The 18,579-nt window shown below is 39.3% G+C and carries 14 protein-coding genes, 1 tRNA gene and 2 rRNA genes (1 of these 17 running past the window's edge); 3 read left to right on the top strand and 14 right to left on the bottom strand.

Annotation, left to right across the window (positions count from 1 at the left end; all coding sequences use genetic code 11):
- Nucleotides 1-83: 83 nt before the first annotated feature.
- The 3 genes from QNH24_RS00715 to QNH24_RS00705 form a co-directional block, all read right to left on the bottom strand.
- Nucleotides 84-1,238: a transglutaminase domain-containing protein gene (locus QNH24_RS00715; protein ID WP_283870295.1), complete on the bottom strand. Its 1,155-nt coding sequence runs from the start codon at nucleotides 1,236-1,238 to the stop codon at nucleotides 84-86.
- A 231-nt stretch (nucleotides 1,239-1,469) separates the two neighbouring features.
- Complete coding sequence (locus QNH24_RS00710) at nucleotides 1,470-1,730, bottom strand: metal-sensitive transcriptional regulator (protein WP_004233098.1); 261 nt, start codon at nucleotides 1,728-1,730, stop codon at nucleotides 1,470-1,472.
- 65 nt (nucleotides 1,731-1,795) lie between these two features.
- Nucleotides 1,796-2,509 (bottom strand): glycosyltransferase family 2 protein, encoded by a 714-nt coding sequence (locus QNH24_RS00705; RefSeq protein ID WP_283870294.1) that lies wholly within the window; start codon nucleotides 2,507-2,509, stop codon nucleotides 1,796-1,798.
- 185 nt (nucleotides 2,510-2,694) lie between these two features.
- Here QNH24_RS00705 and QNH24_RS00700 point away from each other — a divergent pair, with 185 nt between their 5' ends.
- A complete protein-coding gene (locus QNH24_RS00700; RefSeq protein WP_283870293.1) occupies nucleotides 2,695-4,638 on the top strand; it encodes an SEL1-like repeat protein in 1,944 nt (647 codons plus the stop codon).
- 57 nt (nucleotides 4,639-4,695) lie between these two features.
- On the opposite strand, the gene QNH24_RS00695 is transcribed toward QNH24_RS00700, so the two are convergent.
- The 6 genes from QNH24_RS00695 to QNH24_RS00670 all read right to left on the bottom strand — a co-directional run bounded on the left by QNH24_RS00695 (nucleotide 4,696) and on the right by QNH24_RS00670 (nucleotide 9,804).
- Nucleotides 4,696-5,100 (bottom strand): hypothetical protein, encoded by a 405-nt coding sequence (locus QNH24_RS00695; protein ID WP_283870292.1) that lies wholly within the window; start codon nucleotides 5,098-5,100, stop codon nucleotides 4,696-4,698.
- Between the two features lie 74 nt (nucleotides 5,101-5,174).
- The gene (locus QNH24_RS00690) at nucleotides 5,175-6,548 is read right to left on the bottom strand and encodes a sensor histidine kinase (RefSeq protein ID WP_347342937.1); all 1,374 of its coding nucleotides are present in this window, start codon (nucleotides 6,546-6,548) and stop codon (nucleotides 5,175-5,177) included.
- Nucleotides 6,545-7,216 carry a response regulator transcription factor gene (locus tag QNH24_RS00685; protein ID WP_283870291.1) on the bottom strand — a complete coding sequence of 224 codons (672 nt, stop codon included), beginning with the start codon at nucleotides 7,214-7,216 and terminating at the stop codon, nucleotides 6,545-6,547. Before QNH24_RS00685 ends, QNH24_RS00690 begins: the two co-directional genes overlap by 4 nt.
- Before the next feature lie 137 nt (nucleotides 7,217-7,353).
- Nucleotides 7,354-8,448 carry a DUF1648 domain-containing protein gene (locus QNH24_RS00680; RefSeq protein WP_283870290.1) on the bottom strand — a complete coding sequence of 365 codons (1,095 nt, stop codon included), beginning with the start codon at nucleotides 8,446-8,448 and terminating at the stop codon, nucleotides 7,354-7,356.
- 4 nt (nucleotides 8,449-8,452) lie between these two features.
- Nucleotides 8,453-8,848: a GntR family transcriptional regulator gene (locus QNH24_RS00675; protein ID WP_283870289.1), complete on the bottom strand. Its 396-nt coding sequence runs from the start codon at nucleotides 8,846-8,848 to the stop codon at nucleotides 8,453-8,455.
- Between the two features lie 68 nt (nucleotides 8,849-8,916).
- Nucleotides 8,917-9,804, bottom strand: a complete 888-nt coding sequence (locus QNH24_RS00670) for a LysR family transcriptional regulator (RefSeq protein WP_283870288.1) — start codon at nucleotides 9,802-9,804, stop codon at nucleotides 8,917-8,919.
- 128 nt (nucleotides 9,805-9,932) lie between these two features.
- Between QNH24_RS00670 and QNH24_RS00665 the strand changes: the two genes are divergently transcribed.
- Complete coding sequence (locus tag QNH24_RS00665; protein ID WP_283870287.1) at nucleotides 9,933-10,598, top strand: O-methyltransferase; 666 nt, start codon at nucleotides 9,933-9,935, stop codon at nucleotides 10,596-10,598.
- A 326-nt stretch (nucleotides 10,599-10,924) separates the two neighbouring features.
- On the opposite strand, the gene aceB is transcribed toward QNH24_RS00665, so the two are convergent.
- Together aceB and aceA are read right to left on the bottom strand one after the other, a co-directional pair.
- A complete protein-coding gene (gene aceB / locus QNH24_RS00660) occupies nucleotides 10,925-12,523 on the bottom strand; it encodes a malate synthase A (protein WP_283870286.1) in 1,599 nt (532 codons plus the stop codon).
- A 112-nt stretch (nucleotides 12,524-12,635) separates the two neighbouring features.
- Nucleotides 12,636-13,919 (bottom strand): isocitrate lyase, encoded by a 1,284-nt coding sequence (gene aceA / locus QNH24_RS00655; protein WP_283870285.1) that lies wholly within the window; start codon nucleotides 13,917-13,919, stop codon nucleotides 12,636-12,638.
- Between the two features lie 215 nt (nucleotides 13,920-14,134).
- Here aceA and QNH24_RS00650 point away from each other — a divergent pair, with 215 nt between their 5' ends.
- Entirely contained in the window at nucleotides 14,135-14,806 is a 672-nt protein-coding gene (locus QNH24_RS00650; RefSeq protein WP_283870284.1) for a LytTR family DNA-binding domain-containing protein, read from the top strand.
- Between the two features lie 389 nt (nucleotides 14,807-15,195).
- Here the strand turns inward: QNH24_RS00650 and rrf are convergent.
- The 3 genes from rrf to QNH24_RS00635 all read right to left on the bottom strand — a co-directional run.
- A 5S ribosomal RNA gene (gene rrf / locus QNH24_RS00645) occupies nucleotides 15,196-15,311 on the bottom strand.
- 113 nt (nucleotides 15,312-15,424) lie between these two features.
- Nucleotides 15,425-18,352 (bottom strand): 23S ribosomal RNA (locus QNH24_RS00640).
- Nucleotides 18,353-18,567: 215 nt separating this feature from the next.
- Nucleotides 18,568-18,579, bottom strand: a tRNA-Ala gene (locus QNH24_RS00635); it runs 64 nt beyond the window's last position.

Below are 18,579 nucleotides of genomic sequence, written 5' to 3'. Positions count from 1 at the left end.
TCACTTGAGAGCTCCTTTGTGCTTACATTTTATTTACAGATATTTAATTTTAAGAGGTCCTAAATTTTATGTTTTTTAGAATCCTAGTTTATTTTAAGTTTTTGTTCTTTCTTATTCATATTGTAAACTAAATGGTTATCACTAATTCTTAAATCAGAAACGGATTGCTTTACTAGCACTTCCATTTTTAATGTCTTTAGATTTAGTTTCGTTAAGTAACCGCTATTGCTGAAGTCACTGAAGTACAAAAAGTTGTCCGCACCAGTAATATAGAGGGCACGCTTATCAATAATTTTAGTCTTCTTACCACTTGCTAAATCAAGCTTATACAACTTATCATTATCTGCTGTATTGCTAAAGTATAATGTGTTCTTATCTTGATAAGCATAATGAACATTTTGCATATAACTATATGTTGTACTTGTTGCAGCAGGATAATCTGACGTTATCCAAGTATGATCTTTTTTTAGCTGTGCATCTGTTACTAAAAAATAATCGTATGAAGAAACACCTACACGATTTGGTAAAGGATCATTCCATGTTGTATCTAAATGATACCATTTGCCATCGATCTTCACTAAATTCCATGCATGGTCCTCATTGCCGTTAACAAAGCCAACAACATATTTCGATTCGATCCCTACTTGCTCCAGCATTTTATAAGCCGTTAGCGTATAACCTTGACAAACAGCCTGCCCTTCCATTAGCAGCGCATATGCACTATGAGGACTAGCCTTTGTCTTTGTACCATACTCACTATTCGATACAATATAATCATTAATGGCCTTTACTTTTTCAAATTCTGTCATAGAAGGCTTAATAATTGTTTTTAATACTTGATCAATCTTTTTTTGTACAGCTACTTCTTGTGATTGGTTTGTGAAATATTTGACTTTAAACGTCACATTACCAGATGAATCCGCAGATATAGCGGTACTTTCCAAATGACCACTCGCATAGACGGCTTGCTTCTGAGCCTTATCATAGGCATCCATAAATTTATCTTTAAAATTAGTCATTGAACCACTATATGTAATTTTAATTTCTGGTGTGAAATTATTTAATTGCTTGACGATTTCTGCAGTGAATTGATCCCATGTCGTTACTTTAGAATTAGCTACTACATTATAAGCAATCACTGGGGAAGTATTTTCTGGATGAGTATCTGTATTTTGAGCAAGAGCTGCTGTTGGACTTAACATCAATATAGCTACTCCACCTATCAGCCATTTTTTCATAATAATCACCTTCCCATTTATGGTAATCTTCTTAATAATTAGCATAACAGAAAAAGTAACTATAAATCTATCGTACAAGTTCACTAACTATGACTTTTAACTAAAGAAACCATAAAATTCCATAGGTTAAAATCCCCACTTTTTCTGTATTAGCACCGAAATAAACTATATTTTTGCAAAAATAAAAACCCACCTAAATTAGTGAGTTTAGTGGGTATTTTTACCATAAGTTTAACGACTCTTTACTACTAAATTCACGGCTTCCTGAATAGCTTCATTCATTTTCTCGCCATCCCCTTCAGCATTTTGTACACATTCTAAAAGATTTGTACTTACAATCACCCCTACCGTACGATCTACTGCTGAACGTACTGCAGACAATTGGGTAATGACTGCCTTACAATCCTTTTCTTCCTCCATCATTTTCAAAATACCACGTAGCTGGCCTTCCATACGTTTAACACGATTTTTTACCTGATCTGAATACTCCATCATCATTGCTCCTTTTTTCCATACTCGCTACGTTCTTGAGTAATTATTGTTTTTTATTTATAAACTTATTGATTATTGTCCCTTGGTTTTAAATAATTCATAAGCATTTTAGTAATAATTGTTCCTGCATTTGTTATTTCATCATATTGAATAATGGTGTTTTTCTTTAAACGTAATTGCCCAATCTCCACCTCAAAAATTGGACATTTTCTTTTAAGTGCAGCAACTAGCATATTTGTATCATAATCATAACGTGCTCCCTTTACTCGCAGCAACCATGGAAGTTCTTTTATAGAGATATACCTTAGGCCAGTCTGAGTATCCATTAGCTTTTTATGGTAAAGAAGCTCAAAAAACAAGCTTGTTGCGCGATTTCCCCAGTAAGATAAAAGGGTACTGTCCGATGAATGAAAATTACGTACCCCTAGCACAATCCCTTCTGAGAATACCTTTGTCATCGTTAATACCAATTTTACATCTTGCACTGTATGTTGATTGTGAGCACCGACAGTTATTACACCTTGAAACTGATTTTTTTGAGACCATATATAAGAAAATGCCGTTTTCAATGCGCCGCCCTTTCCAATATTTTTATCATGCTCTAACACTCGGCAGCAATTAATGCTCTTCAACTCTTCGAAAATATTTGCATATTTATCATCGCTACCATCATTAACGATAATAATTTGTGAAATCGTTGTTGTTAAAAGCTGATGTACATATGTTATTAATGAAGATTGTGGATTAAATGCTGGAATAATGGCTGCAATATTTTTCATTATTTCTATCCTCCGGACGGCACTAAAATGAAGCTTTGGCAGATGAACTTTTTAACAATTCTTTTTGAATTTCTCCCTTATATCACATAGTATCATGTAACGATGACAATTCAACTGATGAATCCCATTAAACATATCAATAATATAGATATTTTCCCGATATATGAAAAAAGAGAATGAAAGAGGTGAGGACAATCGTCAGGCAAGAGGAAATCCTACAAGATCAATGTAAGAAAGTAAGAGCACTATCCTTCCTAAATTTAGCTGAAAATTTACAGGATGCAAATGCATTCGCTATTTCGAAGCCAGCTCTATCCCTACATAAATCACTTCTCGTACTAGAGGAAATTTTATATGAAATTTATAAATTAGAAATGCAAGTGGAACCTAGGGTAAAAAGCGTACATTCTTTACTTAATCAACGTAATTTTGTTGCTAAAATACATCCACGCCGTATCTATTTACTAATGAACCTTGTGAATAAAATGGCCTCCAGTCAAAGCAATGAGGTTGTCGAGGCAAAGGCTGCGAAAATTGTTCTTGATTATTTAAGTGATATTGTAGAGTGGTTTCTTAAACGCTACGATCGAAGCTTCAAGGCCAAATTACCAAGTAAAAGCTCTAATTTTGAAGATTTAACATCCATTTTAAATGGCAATATACTACATCAAGAGCATCAGTCAGTAGAGGCCTATAAAAATTCAGCAGACTGGTTCGAGATGACAGCAAAACAGGGCAATCCAAGCGCCCAATATAATTTAGGGGTGCTTTATAATCACGGTCGCGGTGTCAAAAAAGATTATATTCTAGCAAGAAAATGGTATGAGAGAGCTGCGGAGCAAAAAGATGTAAATGCTTTATATAGTTTAGGAGTACTTTATCATTTAGGACAGGGTGTCTCGCAAGATTATGAGAAAGCAGCTCATTACTATAAAGAGGCTGCGAATTTAGGAAATGCTGATGCTCAGTATAATTTAGGCGTACTTTTTAATCAAGGACTAGGTGTACCTGTAGATTTTTTTGAGGCAGCAAAATGGTATATTTCTGCAGCCAATCAAGGCAATACAAGTGCTCAAAATAACCTTGGATTTCTTTATCATAACGGAACAGGTGTAGAGCAAAGCTATGAAGAGGCGGTGACCTATTTTGAAATGGCCGCCTTAGCAGGTGATGCAAGTGCCCAGTATAATCTCGGCTACATGTATCTAAAAGGTCGTGGTATCACACAAAATTTTGAAGAAGCTGCTAGATGGTTCCACATGGCAGCACTCCAAGACCACACGAATGCAGAATTTCAATTAGCGATGCTCTATAACACAGGTCAAGGTATTGCTCAGGACCAAGTAGAGGCTATTAAGTGGTTTAAGCTTGCGGCACATAGTGGGCATACAAATGCTCAATATTGTCTCGGTCTACTGTATCAAAAGGAAAAAGATATAGCTTTAGCTGAAAAATGGTTGCAGCTCGCCGCTAGTCATGGACATATAAGTGCAGGCTTCGAGCTTGGGCGTATGTATGTATATCAGCTTGAGCAGTCTGACAAAGCCTTACCTTATTTTAAAAAAGCCGCAGAAAAAGGCTATGCCGATGCCCAGTACGAGCTTGGATTATTATATGTAAATGAAGCTGGTGGCACATTAAATTATAGGGAGGCTGCGAAATGGTGGAGGGCAGCCACGGATCAGTCTCATATTCAAGCAGAATACCAATTGGGACTTTTATATGAACAGGGCTTAGGAATTGAACAAGATTTAGAAGAGGCACGGCGCTGTTATCGGCTAGCAGCCATTCAAGGGCATGCAGGTGCTCAATACCAGCTTGGAAATTTATTTGATAAAGGAAAAGGGGTCGAACAGGATTATACTGAGGCTGCGAAATGGATTGAACAGGCTGCAGCACAGGGGCATGCTAAAGCACGATATCAATTAGCTCAAATGCATTGTCATGGACAGGGTGTCCCTAAGGATTTTGTAAAGGCCGCTCAACTTTATCGTCTAGCTGCTAATCAAGGCCATCAAAAGGCCCAATTTCAGCTAGGTATGCTGTATAAAAAGGGGCTGGGTGTTGCTCAAGATTATAATGAGGCAACAAAATGGCTAAAGATGTCTCTCGAAAATATAAAAGAATAGCCAATTAAGCGAGGATACCGTGTCACCTACTAGCCTAAATGTGACACGGTATTAGCCTTACATTTTCATTTCTTCTTTTTGTTGAATCATAAATGTTACAACGATAAATAATGCAAAGCTTATTAACAAGGTTGTCCCACCTACAATAAAGAAAATTAATGTAAATGTACTGCTAAAATTGAATGGGTTTAAATTGTAAAACCACATCCCTAACGTTAAGCCAAAAACACCTAAAATAGCTGTCCAGCCATGTATAGTTACCAATTTTTGAGATTTCACTTTGAACGCACGGTAAAAAATTCCCCATGCAAACATACTTAACCAGCCTACTAGTAAAACGTGTGCATGTATTGGTCTAAATTGATAACTTCCTGAACCGGACATATGTGAACCCAAATACGTTCCAAACAACGCAAAAATTGCAGCAAGGCGTATTAAACGTAAACTCCATTTTTGTTCCATTCGATTATTCCCCCTAAGCTTTTTCAACTATCAGTAGTTTATTGGGGGAACATGAACTTTACATGAACTCCTTATTACAATTTTGGTAAACGGATAAAAACCTTTGTACCAGAATGAATAACACTTTCCATCTGAACTGAGCCTTCATGTAGTTCTACAATTTGTTTAACAATAGCTAGCCCAAGCCCAGTCCCTTGCTTTGTTCTTGAAGCATCTACTCGATAAAAACGATCAAATACTTGCTGTAATTGATTAGTCGTTATTCCTATACCACTATCCTCGATTAGTACCTCAACATAGGTCGATTGCTCCTGTAAACGAATATGAATTTCTCCGTTCTCGACATTATATTTAATAGCATTGGTCAACAAATTATCCCAAACATTTTGTAGCAGTCCTGCATCACCGCTATAAATAAGGGGCACAAGCTGATAGGTTAATTGCATATTTGCCTCCTCAAGTTGCCAGCGATACTTGCTAACAGTCTCCCTCAATTGCTCATCTAAGCGATAAGGTTCACACTTTAATAATCTTGTAGATTGATCCAATGAAGTCAGCAAAAGTAACTGCTTCGTTAATGTAGAAAGGCGCTTTGTTTCCAGTTCAATAATCATTGTATATTCCTGCCGCTCCTGTTCTGTTAGCGAAGGATTCTTTAATAAATCTATATAACCTTGAATATTTAGCAATGGTGACTGAAAATCATGTGATACATTACTAATAAATTCCTTACGCATGCGATCATTTTCCTGTAATTTTTCTGTCATGACATTAAAGCTAATTGCCAGCTGCCCAATCTCATCTGCACGATCAATATTCAATAACGTATCAAATTTTTCATGGGCTAGTTGATGTGTGGCCTCAGTTAGCTTTGTGATGGGGCGAATTAATGCTTTAGCAAATAATAGCATGGCTAATAAGCTAAGGATCGTCATTACTAAAATAAGCCCCGCTAGGATTGTATGAACCTCAGAGAATAATAATCGAATATCAGGTCTTAAAAACAATGCATAATGCTTATTTTCAATTGTAAATGGTACACCTATCGTATTAATAAGCTCATTCGCAAAAAAGCCTGTCACAAATGTCTCTTTAGGAAATTCACGCATACCATGATAAATTTCCCCACCTATAACACGATCAACTACCTTAGATGACAGTGATTTATCACGGTATTCACCACCAAAAAATTGCCCTTCATCACCATCTGTAACATAGATTTGGTAGCCAATTCCGCCTAAAGTTGTGAAATATTTATCAAGGTCTTCAGGCTTTGTGGTCTCTAGATAGCTCGCAATTTCCCGCGCAATATTCACATTTTTAGCATCATTTTTTTCCTTTACAACTTGATGATAATAAGTATTTGTCGCTAGAAAGCCTATACACAAGCTACCAATCATAACAAGCATCGTTGTGATTACAAATTTACTATATAATGTTTTCATCATGTAATAACCTCAAGCTTATAACCAACACCACGCACTGTTGTAATCTCAACATCTGTTATATAGTGGTGCAATCTCTCTCGAATGCGCTTCATATGCGTATTTAACGTTTGCTCATCACCATCATAATCATAGCCCCACACTTGTGCCATAATGAAACTACGTGTAAATACCTGATTTGGACGTGAGGCGAGTAAAGCAAGTAGCTCAAATTCCTTTAATGGCAAAACTAATGTATCTTCTCCAATGACAACCTCAAAGCTTCGACGGTCAATGATTAGCCTACCTACTTGGATAGTAATTTGATTTTTTTTATCTAATCTACGTAATATAGCCGCTATACGAAATAACAATTCCCTTGGTTCAAAAGGTTTCACAACATAGTCATCTGAGCCTGCTAAAAATCCTCGTTCCTTATCTTCAAGCTCTCCTTTTGCAGTTAACAGCAAAACAGGAATATCGTAATCTTGACTCAAAATCTCCGTAAGTGTAAAACCATCCATTCCAGGCATCATCACATCTACAATTGCTAAATCAGGTAAGCTCCCCTTAAGTAATTGTAGTGCCTGCTGTCCATTTTCCGCCTGTAAAACCTGATAGCCCTCTTTTGTAAGATATATATTCACAAGCTGTAAGATGTGCACATCGTCATCCACAACAAGAATTTTCATATAATTTGACCCTCCATTTTTCCTTACGCTCCTTAAAATTTATCATATGTTACTTTTTGGAGACAAAAAAACTCCCCTATTTTATGCAGGTGCAATGCAAAATGTTTGCATTACATTCCTGCAACAGCGAGAGGTTTTTAGAGTGCAAAGATACAAATTAACAGCATAATAAGAAGTGGTAATCCAATGACAATATAGCCTCTTGGATTTGCAAGATTCATCGTCCAGCCTATGCCAAAGCGTTTTTCTACAAAAACAGAAGGGTCCTGCTTATTCATATAGATTAATCCGCCTTTCCAAAAGCGGTCATCATCCAAATCCATTACTTTAGAATCGGAATTTTCTTCAAACTTCACACGCAACTGACGTTTTTTCCATGCATAAGCAAGTAGAGAGCCTAGAATAATTACTAAATAAAAAATAAATAACGGTAAAAGTTTATTGCCTTCAGCTATTGAAGGATAAATATTGCTAAGCTGTAGCACCGTAAATAGAATTGTTAGCGTATAGCTTATTAGCATAATACTCCAACTCATATATTTTCGACTTTTCAGTTGATCCTCCAACGATTCCTCCTTACGATTAACAGCTAATTTAATCGCTGAACGCTTTATAGAATCAACAACTCCCCACATCATACATTGCATCATTAGCATAATCAATGGTAAAGATAAGGCTGTAAAATACGATTTATTTCTCCAAGAATCTGCCTCACCTCTTGGCCCCCAATGAACAGCTATTTTATCTGGTATTTGTTCGTAATGTAGCAAAGTAAAGATGATTAAAAAGATTGTTACTCCTAAAGGTGCTACATAAAATGGCCATGGCAGCATTTCATCTCTGCTACGTGCTGTTAAATCAACAGAGCGTACTTGCTTGATATGCAAGCCCCATTGCTCTTGATTTTTAAGTTTTAAAACTTTATGATGGTTCATCCAATATAGTGCCATACTCACCGCAAGCATAGCAAAAAAGCACCCCAGTAGTAAATTCCCTTGAATGAAGGTAGATTGTACAAAAGAAAAGCCTACAATCATAACTATTAAAAACACAATCCCGAATATTCCTACTATTTGTGCATAATGCTTTTTCATATTCCTTAATGTAGGATGTTTTACATTCTGCTCAGGCACAGTAACACCAAAGATAATTGTTTCTCGTACGATATAGGGAATAAAAACTTGTAAAGCTAAATTTATGATGTAGATTGTGATAAAAACACCAAGTAGCATCTCTCTATACCCCTTCTACTGATATTTGCAAATCAGCGAATACCTTTTTCATCATGTGCTCAATCTGCTCTGCTGTTGCACCAAGCACCATTCCTTCTGCCACAACAGGCTTTAAATTTTTTTCAATCTGCTGTAATTGTTTAGGTGTTAAGGCTCGCTCTTCAGCTGAACGAATAATAGCTCCTGATTTGGCTCTTATTGTGATAATTCCCTTCTCTTCTAGCTCATGATAGCTTTTATTGACTGTATGCATATTAACACCTAAATCAGCCGCTAAATTACGCACGGATGGCAAGGTGTCACCAGGCTTCATTTCTCCTCTTGCAATCCCTTCAATAATTTGACGTGTTACCTGTTCATAAATAGGAACGTCAGATTGAGGCTCAATTTGAATATACATTTCAATCATCTCCATATTTGTTATACAAATAATATAACAAATATTTGATTATTATGCATAAAGAAAAGTTATAGAGAGCTCTTAACCGTTTCTATAAATTTTTGTACAAGTATACTTTGCCTTCCATTCTTTCTCGTACATATAGCAATTTTATGTTTAATATGAATATCCTTTACATAGACTCTTGCCAATTGACCGCTATCCACATACTCGCGAACTGCTAATGATGAAATAAAATTTGCACCATAGCCCGCCATAACGGAACGAATGGTTTCATTAATGCCATTGAATTGAAGAGCTATTTTTGGCGGTTTCACTTGATAGGTTTGACATAAAGAAAAAAGATGCTCCCTCATAGAGCTACCCTCCTCCCGCATTATAAAGGGTTCCTTCATCATATCAGCAAGTGCAATGCTTTGATTTGCATAGCGATGGGCAGGTGAAACAACAAACCATAATTCATCTTCAAAAAGCTCCTCCCAAGCTATTTCCTCCGGCCTTTCTGAAATCCCTCCACCATAAATGGCAATATCAGCTTTATAGTGAATTAGCTGTTCAAAGGCATCTTTCGTATTAGTTGTTGTAATGACTAAGTTCACATCTTCATGTGCTCCTTTAAAGGTAGCTGCCCATTTTGGAATTAGAAAGTTGGCTGGTAAGTAAGTTGCAACAATATGTATCGTACCAGCTTTTGCAAATAGATAATCCTCAATAAATGATTCAATGTGCTCTTCAAGTGCAACAAGGTTTCTCGCTTTTTCTGCTAAGGCTTCTCCAAAATCAGTTAATATTACACCTCTTCCTTGCTGTTTGAATAATTGAACACCAATTTCATGCTCAAATTTTTTAATTTGACTTGAGATGGCTGGTTGACTAATACAGAGTAACTCTGCTGCCTTTGTGAAGCTACCAGTTGTAGCAACTTGATAAAATAACTTCAATGCATGAATATTCATGGTTTCACCTCGTACCCATAATCAAAAGTTATGGATTAATAACAATAATATATTTTTATTATGATTTATTCTAACATACACTTAACTTGCAAGCTTGCAAGAGAAAATGTGGAAATGGAGAAGATTTGATGACCAATTCAACTGTTTGGAATCATGTAGATGAGTATTTTTTGGAAAAGTTAATACCGGTGGATAGAAAACTAGAAGCTGTATTACAGGCAAATAAAGTAGCAGGTATTCCCGAAATCGATGTCTCACCAACTCAAGGCATGCTGTTATATTTATTGGCCAAGATCAAAGGTGCAAAGAATATTTTAGAAATCGGAACTCTTGGTGGATACAGTAGTTTATGGTTAGCACGCTCTCTTCCAAAAGAAGGAAAAGTCTACACTCTTGAAATTAATCCAGAGTATGCCTCCCTAGCAAAGCAAAATATTAAAGATTCTGGTTATGAAAATAAAGTGGAAATAATTGTAGGTAATGCATTAGATACATTACCTACTCTGAAAAATGCAGCTCCAGCTTTCGATTTCATTTTTATCGATGCAGACAAGCCTAATAATCCAGACTATTTAAAGTGGGCTATACAATTAGCTAACCCAGGAGCTGTAATTGTCGCTGATAATGTAGTGCGCAATGGCGAAGTAATAGATGAAAATAGTGAAGATGAACGGGTACAAGGTGTGCGACAATTTATGGATTTATTAAAAGAAGAAACACAAATTGAGTCAACAGCTATACAAACGGTTGGTACTAAGGGGTACGATGGCTTTGTGCTAGCGATCGTTAAATAATAAAAAGAGGTGTCTCATAAATACTGAGACATCTCCCTGAAAAGGCTTCTTGACTGGTTCTCTAGAGTGTTTAGTTTCCCTAATTACGAAAAAGATGTCCTACAAGCCCCCCATCTAAGCTTGCAAGACATCTTACACCCCATTTAAATCTCTTTACTTTTATAGTAGACCCCTTTTTATTACAAAAACGCGCTCATTTCGTTTAGGAAAGAACAGGGGAACAGACCCTGCTCATTTCAATAGTGGAATTGGGTGGACTGCATTCGAGTTCAGTCCACAATTATTTTAGGAAAGTTGGATATGTTCGTTTAGTAGATTGCTATTGATTACGCTAATTTTCCATAACCTGGAAGTGTCAAGAATTCGGCAAATTCATCCTGCTCAATTAAAGATTTAAACAGCTCGGCAGCTTCATCATAGCGACCACTGTTATAGGCTTGTTCCCCAACAGCTTCTTTAATTTTCACAAGCTCTTCTTCCAAGATTTCTAATACGAATGCCAATGTAATGCCACGACCATCATCTAAAATACCTTTAGGATGTCGAATCCATTGCCATACTTGTGTACGAGAGATTTCCGCAGTTGCAGCATCTTCCATCAAGTTATTAATAGGTGCAGCTCCGTTTCCTCGTAACCATGAGGCAATATATTGAACACCTACACTACAGTTTATACGAAGTCCATCAAGAGTAATTGTACCTTCTGGGACAGCTACTAAATCTTCAGCTATAACATTTACATCCTCACGTTTTTTATGGATTTGGTTTGGCGTTGTCATAATCGCATCAAACTGCTCCATCGCCGTAGCAACCATGCCTGGGTGTGCAACCCAAGTACCGTCATGGCCATCTGTTGCTTCACGACGCTTATCCTCAGCAACCTTTGCAAATGCTATAGCGTTCGCCTCATCATCACCTTTAACTGGAATTTGGGCTGCCATTCCACCCATCGCAGGTGCATTACGTTTATGACATGTTTGGATACATAATGATGTATACGCCTTCATAAATGGTACTGTCATTGTAACTTGCCCACGGTCAGGTAAAATGACATCAGGCTGGTTTCGTAGACGCTTGATATAGCTGAAAATATAATCCCAACGACCACAATTTAATCCAGCTGAATGCTCACGTAGTTCATATAAAATTTCATCCATTTCAAATGCAGCTAAAATTGTTTCAATTAAAACTGTAGCCTTAATTGTACCTTGTGGAATGCCAATATAATCTTGGGCAAACACAAAGACATCATTCCATAGTCGTGCCTCTAAATGGCTTTCAAGCTTTGGTAAATAGAAGTACGGACCCGTACCCTGTGACAATGCATTTTTTGCATTGTGGAATAAATACAAGCCGAAGTCAAAGAAACTACCTGAAATTGGTTCTCCATCCACAAGGACATGCTTTTCAAGTAAATGAAGACCACGTGGACGAACTAATAACACTGCCGTTTGCTCGTTTAATTTATACGTCTTTCCATTGGATGCTTGAGTAAATTCAATTGTTTTATTAATAGCATCACGCATATTAATTTGGCCGCCAATCATGTTTTCCCATGTCGGGGATGATGCATCCTCAAAGCAAGCCATAAACATTTTTGCACCAGAGTTTAATGCATTAATAACCATTTTACGATCCACCGGTCCTGTAATTTCAACACGGCGATCTTGCAAATCGGCTGGAAGTGGTGCAATTGACCAATCTCCCTCACGAATATGCTTTGTTTCTGGTAAGAAATCAAGCTTCTCACCTGCATCAAGTCGCTTTTGACGTTCTTGACGTGCTGTTAGCAGTTCTTTACGTCGAGCATCAAATTTTTCGTGCAGGGCAAGAACAAACTCAAGGGCTTCTGGTGTTAAGATTTCTTTTGTTTGCTCATTTTGTTCCCCAACAATTTTAAGCTTACCTGTTGTTGCTTGTTCCATTAGTAGTTTCCCCCACCTTTGTGAATTTAGTTGAGTCATCCCCCGCCTTAGGAGGAGCGGAGGAGACTATCTATGATTATGAATTTAGGATATACGCGTAATTAATTTAGAATTAAACAAATTGTTCTGTTTCTGTAGAGCCAGCCATTGCTGTTGTTGAAGAAGTACCACCAGAAATAACTTGAGAAACTTCATCAAAGTAACCAGTACCAACCTCGCGTTGATGGCGTGTAGCTGTATAACCTTTTGATTCAGAAGCGAATTCAGCTTGTTGTAGCTTAGAGTAAGCAGCCATACCATTATCTTTATAATCATGCGCAAGCTCAAACATAGAGTGGTTTAATGCATGGAAACCTGCTAATGTAACGAATTGGAATTTATAACCCAGTTTACCAAGTTCACGTTGATACTCAGCGATTTCTTCTTCTGAAAGGTTAGCCTTCCAGTTGAATGAAGGTGAGCAGTTATACGCAAGCATTTTACCTGGGAATTCAGCATGAATTGCTGCTGCAAATTCACGAGCTTCGTCAAGAGATGGCTTAGATGTTTCACACCAAATTAAATCTGCATATGGTGCGTAAGCTAAACCACGTGCAATTGCTTGTTTAATACCTGGTTTTGTACGGAAGAAGCCTTCTGGTGTACGTTCACCTGTAATAAATTCAGCATCGCGTGGATCAATATCAGATGTTACCATATCTGCTGCATCTGCATCTGTACGTGCGATTAAAACTGTATCTACACCCATTACATCTGTTGCAAGACGAGCAGCTACTAAGTTACGAACAGCATTTTGTGTTGGAAGTAAAACTTTACCACCTAAGTGACCACATTTTTTCTCAGAAGCTAATTGATCCTCTAAATGAACACCAGCAGCTCCTGCCTCAATCATTCCTTTTACAAGTTCAAATACATTTAGAGGACCACCGAAGCCAGCCTCAGCATCAGCTACGATTGGAGCAAACCAATCAAATTGATCTACACGTCCTTCAGCATGATCGATTTGATCAGCTCGTTGTAAAGCTTGGTTAATACGCTTTACTACTGCTGGTACAGAGTTCGCTGGATATAAAGATTGGTCAGGGTACATTTGACCAGAAAGGTTTGCATCAGCGGCTACTTGCCAGCCTGATAAGTAAATTGCTTGTAATCCTGCCTTTACTTGTTGTACAGCTTGATTACCAGTTAATGCACCTAATGCATTAATAAATGGTTCCTGATGTAGAGACTTCCAAAGTCGTGCAGCACCTTTAGTTGCTAAAGTTTGTTCAAGCACAACAGACCCCTGTAACTTTACAACCTCTTCAGCTGAATAAGAGCGCTCAATGCCTGCCCAACGTGGGTTCTCCGCCCATTCTTTTTCTAGTGCTTGAATTTTTTCTTGACGTGTTGACATATTGAAATTCCACCTTCCCCTTTGTATACAATTCACTCTGTTAAAAAACTTTTTAATTAACTGTTCCATAACAGGTTTATTTGTTGTAAATTAATATATAACAGAACATCTGAATTTTCATTATTTTTAGATAAAAGGCCAAATTTTAATGATAAAACCAGGTTTTTCAGCGACAAAATTTGGTAATCTGTTTACAAACAAGGGGGATATTCACAATGAATAATGAGTTTTTTTCTTCATCAAAAGATATTTCACAACAGTTTATTTCAATACTAAAGGACTGGATCCCAGCCTATTCTTCCATTGCAATTGCTGTCGAAAACTCCTATATCTATTTTCATTCTGGACACCAAAACATCAACTTGGAAGTAGGTCAACAAGTCCAACCTGGTAGCATTGCAGAGCAGGTGATACGTACAAGAAAACGGACAGATGCAATATTAGATAGTTCCCTATTTGAAACACCCTATTATGGTATAGGCTATCCAATACACATTTTAGATGTACCCGCAGCACTTGTTGTAGTATTGCCTTCAGCCTTTACAGAAAAGAAATTAGAGCCATTTCAATTCTTAACAGGGAAGCATGAGGAGGAATGGAATCCTGTGGCTATTGATAAGATATCTCATATTGAAAGTCTACAGAAGAAAACGTGGTTTTATGTGGACGGAGATCAATTCAAAACTAGTATCACATTAAAGGAGCTACAGATGCGTCTACCCTCATTCTTTATTCGAATTCATAGATCCTATATTGTGAATATTCATTTCATAAAAAAAATGGCGCGTGATCTTACTTCCAATTTTATAATTACCCTAAAGGATGGAAGCGAACTGCCCGTTAGTCAATCTTATTTAAATAATCTTCGAAATGCTCTAGAGTTCTAATTCGAGCACATGTATCATTGATTTGAGGCTTTGATAGTAGAACCATAAGAAATATTTTTAGCCCCATTTGAATCTTGATTTTCAATGGATTCAGGCTGTTGAATCATTTTAGATGATTAATAGAACTAAAAATAATTCATCTTAAAGTAGTCATATGATAGCTTATGTTTTATTTCCATTAGATGTTTACATTGATCTAAAAAAACTCCCTATTAGGTAGACAGATTTTGTTTGTTATCTGCTTACCTAATAGAGAGTATATCAATTGAATAATTCAAATTTTATGTTTTTGTTTGAACTTTGTTGGAATTACACAATTTTATAAATTTTAATTTTTCATATTTAATAAAAAAGAAAAAACCAGAGAAATAAACTCTGGTTTTACTATTGCCTAGCGACGTCCTACTCTCACAGGGGGAAGCCCCCAACTACCATCGGCGCTAAAGAGCTTAACTTCCGTGTTCGGTATGGGAACGGGTGTGACCTCTTTGCCATCATCACTAGACTATTTTAAGGACAAGAATTATTATAACATATCTTGTTATAAATGCAAGTCTTTTTTAAACTTTCTTGTTCTTTCAAAACTGGATAAACGGCGCATTGAATGCTTCAAACATATTGGTTAAGTCCTCGATCGATTAGTATTCGTCAGCTCCATGTGTCACCACACTTCCACCTCGAACCTATCTACCTCATCGTCTTTGAGGGATCTTACTTACTTGCGTAATGGGAAATCTCATCTTGAGGGGGGCTTCATGCTTAGATGCTTTCAGCACTTATCCCGTCCACACATAGCTACCCAGCGATGCCTTTGGCAAGACAACTGGTACACCAGCGGTGTGTCCATCCCGGTCCTCTCGTACTAAGGACAGCTCCTCTCAAATTTCCTACGCCCACGACGGATAGGGACCGAACTGTCTCACGACGTTCTGAACCCAGCTCGCGTACCGCTTTAATGGGCGAACAGCCCAACCCTTGGGACCGACTACAGCCCCAGGATGCGATGAGCCGACATCGAGGTGCCAAACCTCCCCGTCGATGTGGACTCTTGGGGGAGATAAGCCTGTTATCCCCGGGGTAGCTTTTATCCGTTGAGCGATGGCCCTTCCATGCGGAACCACCGGATCACTAAGCCCGTCTTTCGACCCTGCTCGACTTGTAGGTCTCGCAGTCAAGCTCCCTTGTGCCTTTACACTCTACGAATGATTTCCAACCATTCTGAGGGAACCTTTGGGCGCCTCCGTTACCTTTTAGGAGGCGACCGCCCCAGTCAAACTGTCCGCCTGACACTGTCTCCTGCCCCGCTAAGGGGCATGGGTTAGAATTTCAATACAACCAGGGTAGTATCCCACCGACGCCTCCTTCGAAGCTGGCGCTCCGAGATCTCTGGCTCCTACCTATCCTGTACAAGTTGTACCAAAATTCAATATCAGGCTACAGTAAAGCTCCACGGGGTCTTTCCGTCCTGTCGCGGGTAACCTGCATCTTCACAGGTACTATAATTTCACCGAGTCTCTCGTTGAGACAGTGCCCAGATCGTTACGCCTTTCGTGCGGGTCGGAACTTACCCGACAAGGAATTTCGCTACCTTAGGACCGTTATAGTTACGGCCGCCGTTTACTGGGGCTTCAATTCGCAGCTTCGCTTGCGCTAACCACTCCTCTTAACCTTCCAGCACCGGGCAGGCGTCAGCCCCTATACGTCACCTTACGGTTTTGCAGAGACCTGTGTTTTTGCTAAACAGTCGCCTGGGCCTATTCACTGCGGCTCTCATGCGCTTGCACGCTCAAGAGCACCCCTTCTCCCGAAGTTACGGGGTCATTTTGCCGAGTTCCTTAACGAGAGTTCTCTCGCACACCTTAGGATTCTCTCCTCGACTACCTGTGTCGGTTTGCGGTACGGGCACCTCTCACCTCGATAGAGGCTTTTCTTGGCAGTGTGAAATCAGGAACTTCGTCCATACGGACTCGCCATCACAGCTCAACGTTACAGTGTGCGGATTTGCCTACACACACGCCTTACTGCTTGGACGCGCACAACCAACGGCGCGCTTACCCTATCCTACTGCGTCCCCCCATTTCTCAAACGGTGAGGAGGTGGTACAGGAATATCAACCTGTTGTCCATCGCCTACGCCTATCGGCCTCGGCTTAGGTCCCGACTAACCCTGAGCGGACGAGCCTTCCTCAGGAAACCTTAGTCATACGGTGGACGGGATTCTCACCCGTCTTTCGCTACTCATACCGGCATTCTCACTTCTAAGCGCTCCACCAGTCCTTCCGGTCTGACTTCAACGCACTTAGAACGCTCTCCTACCACTGACATCGTAGATGTCAATCCACAGCTTCGGTGAATCGTTTAGCCCCGATACATTTTCGGCGCAGCGTCACTCGACCAGTGAGCTATTACGCACTCTTTAAATGATGGCTGCTTCTAAGCCAACATCCTGGTTGTCTGTGCAACGCCACATCCTTTTCCACTTAACGATTACTTTGGGACCTTAGCTGGTGGTCTGGGCTGTTTCCCTTTTGACTACGGATCTTATCACTCGCAGTCTGACTCCCGTGTATAAATATCTGGCATTCGGAGTTTGTCTGAATTCGGTAAACCGGGATGGCCCCCTAGTCCAAACAGTGCTCTACCTCCAGTATTCTCATCACGAGGCTAGCCCTAAAGCTATTTCGGAGAGAACCAGCTATCTCCAAGTTCGATTGGAATTTCTCCGCTACCCACACCTCATCCCCGCACTTTTCAACGTGCGTGGGTTCGGGCCTCCAGTAAGTGTTACCTTACCTTCACCCTGGACATGGGTAGATCACCTGGTTTCGGGTCTACGACCACGTACTATTTCGCCCTATTCAGACTCGCTTTCGCTGCGGCTCCGCCTTCTAAAGCTTAACCTCGCACGTAATCGTAACTCGCCGGTTCATTCTACAAAAGGCACGCTATCACCCATTAACGGGCTCTAACTACTTGTAGGCACACGGTTTCAGGATCTCTTTCACTCCCCTCCCGGGGTGCTTTTCACCTTTCCCTCACGGTACTGGTTCACTATCGGTCACTAGGTAGTATTTAGCCTTGGGAGATGGTCCTCCCGGATTCCGACGGAATTTCACGTGTTCCGCCGTACTCAGGATCCACTCTGGAGAGAACGAACTTTCGACTACAGGGCTTTTACCTGCTCTGGCGGACCTTTCCAAGTCGCTTCATCTAACTCGCTCTTTTGTAACTCCGTATAGAGTGTCCTACAACCCCAAGAGGCAAGCCTCTTGGTTTGGGCTCTTCCCGTTTCGCTCGCCGCTACTCAGGGAATCGATTTTTCTTTCTCTTCCTCCAGGTACTTAGATGTTTCAGTTCCCTGGGTCTGCCTTCAAGACGCTATGTATTCACGTCAAGATACTACGCGATTAAACGTAGTGGGTTCCCCCATTCGGAAATCTCCGGATCAAAGCTCACTTACAGCTCCCCGAAGCATATCGGTGTTAGTGCCGTCCTTCTTCGGCTCCTAGTGCCAAGGCATTCGCCGTGCGCCCTTAATAACTTAACCTGCAGCTTTCAATACACATCGCATTTCGTTGTCAGCTTCACTCGTTCAATCAGTTACGTACTTAAGTACGCTCCTTCATTCACTCGATTGCTTCCTAGAACTGCTCGTGTCTTGAAACCTTTATTATGTTATTAAGCCTATAAAAAAACTTAAAAAATAAATGTGTTTGTTACAATTTCAATGTCGTTTTATCCAGTTTTCAAAGAACAAATGATTGGTGGAGCCTA

This window comes from Lysinibacillus pakistanensis (assembly GCF_030123245.1).
GTDB classification, from domain to species: Bacteria; Bacillota; Bacilli; order Bacillales_A; family Planococcaceae; genus Lysinibacillus; species Lysinibacillus pakistanensis.
The sequence above is the reverse complement of the archived record's forward strand: the minus strand, read 5'-3'. Positions and strand labels throughout refer to the sequence as shown.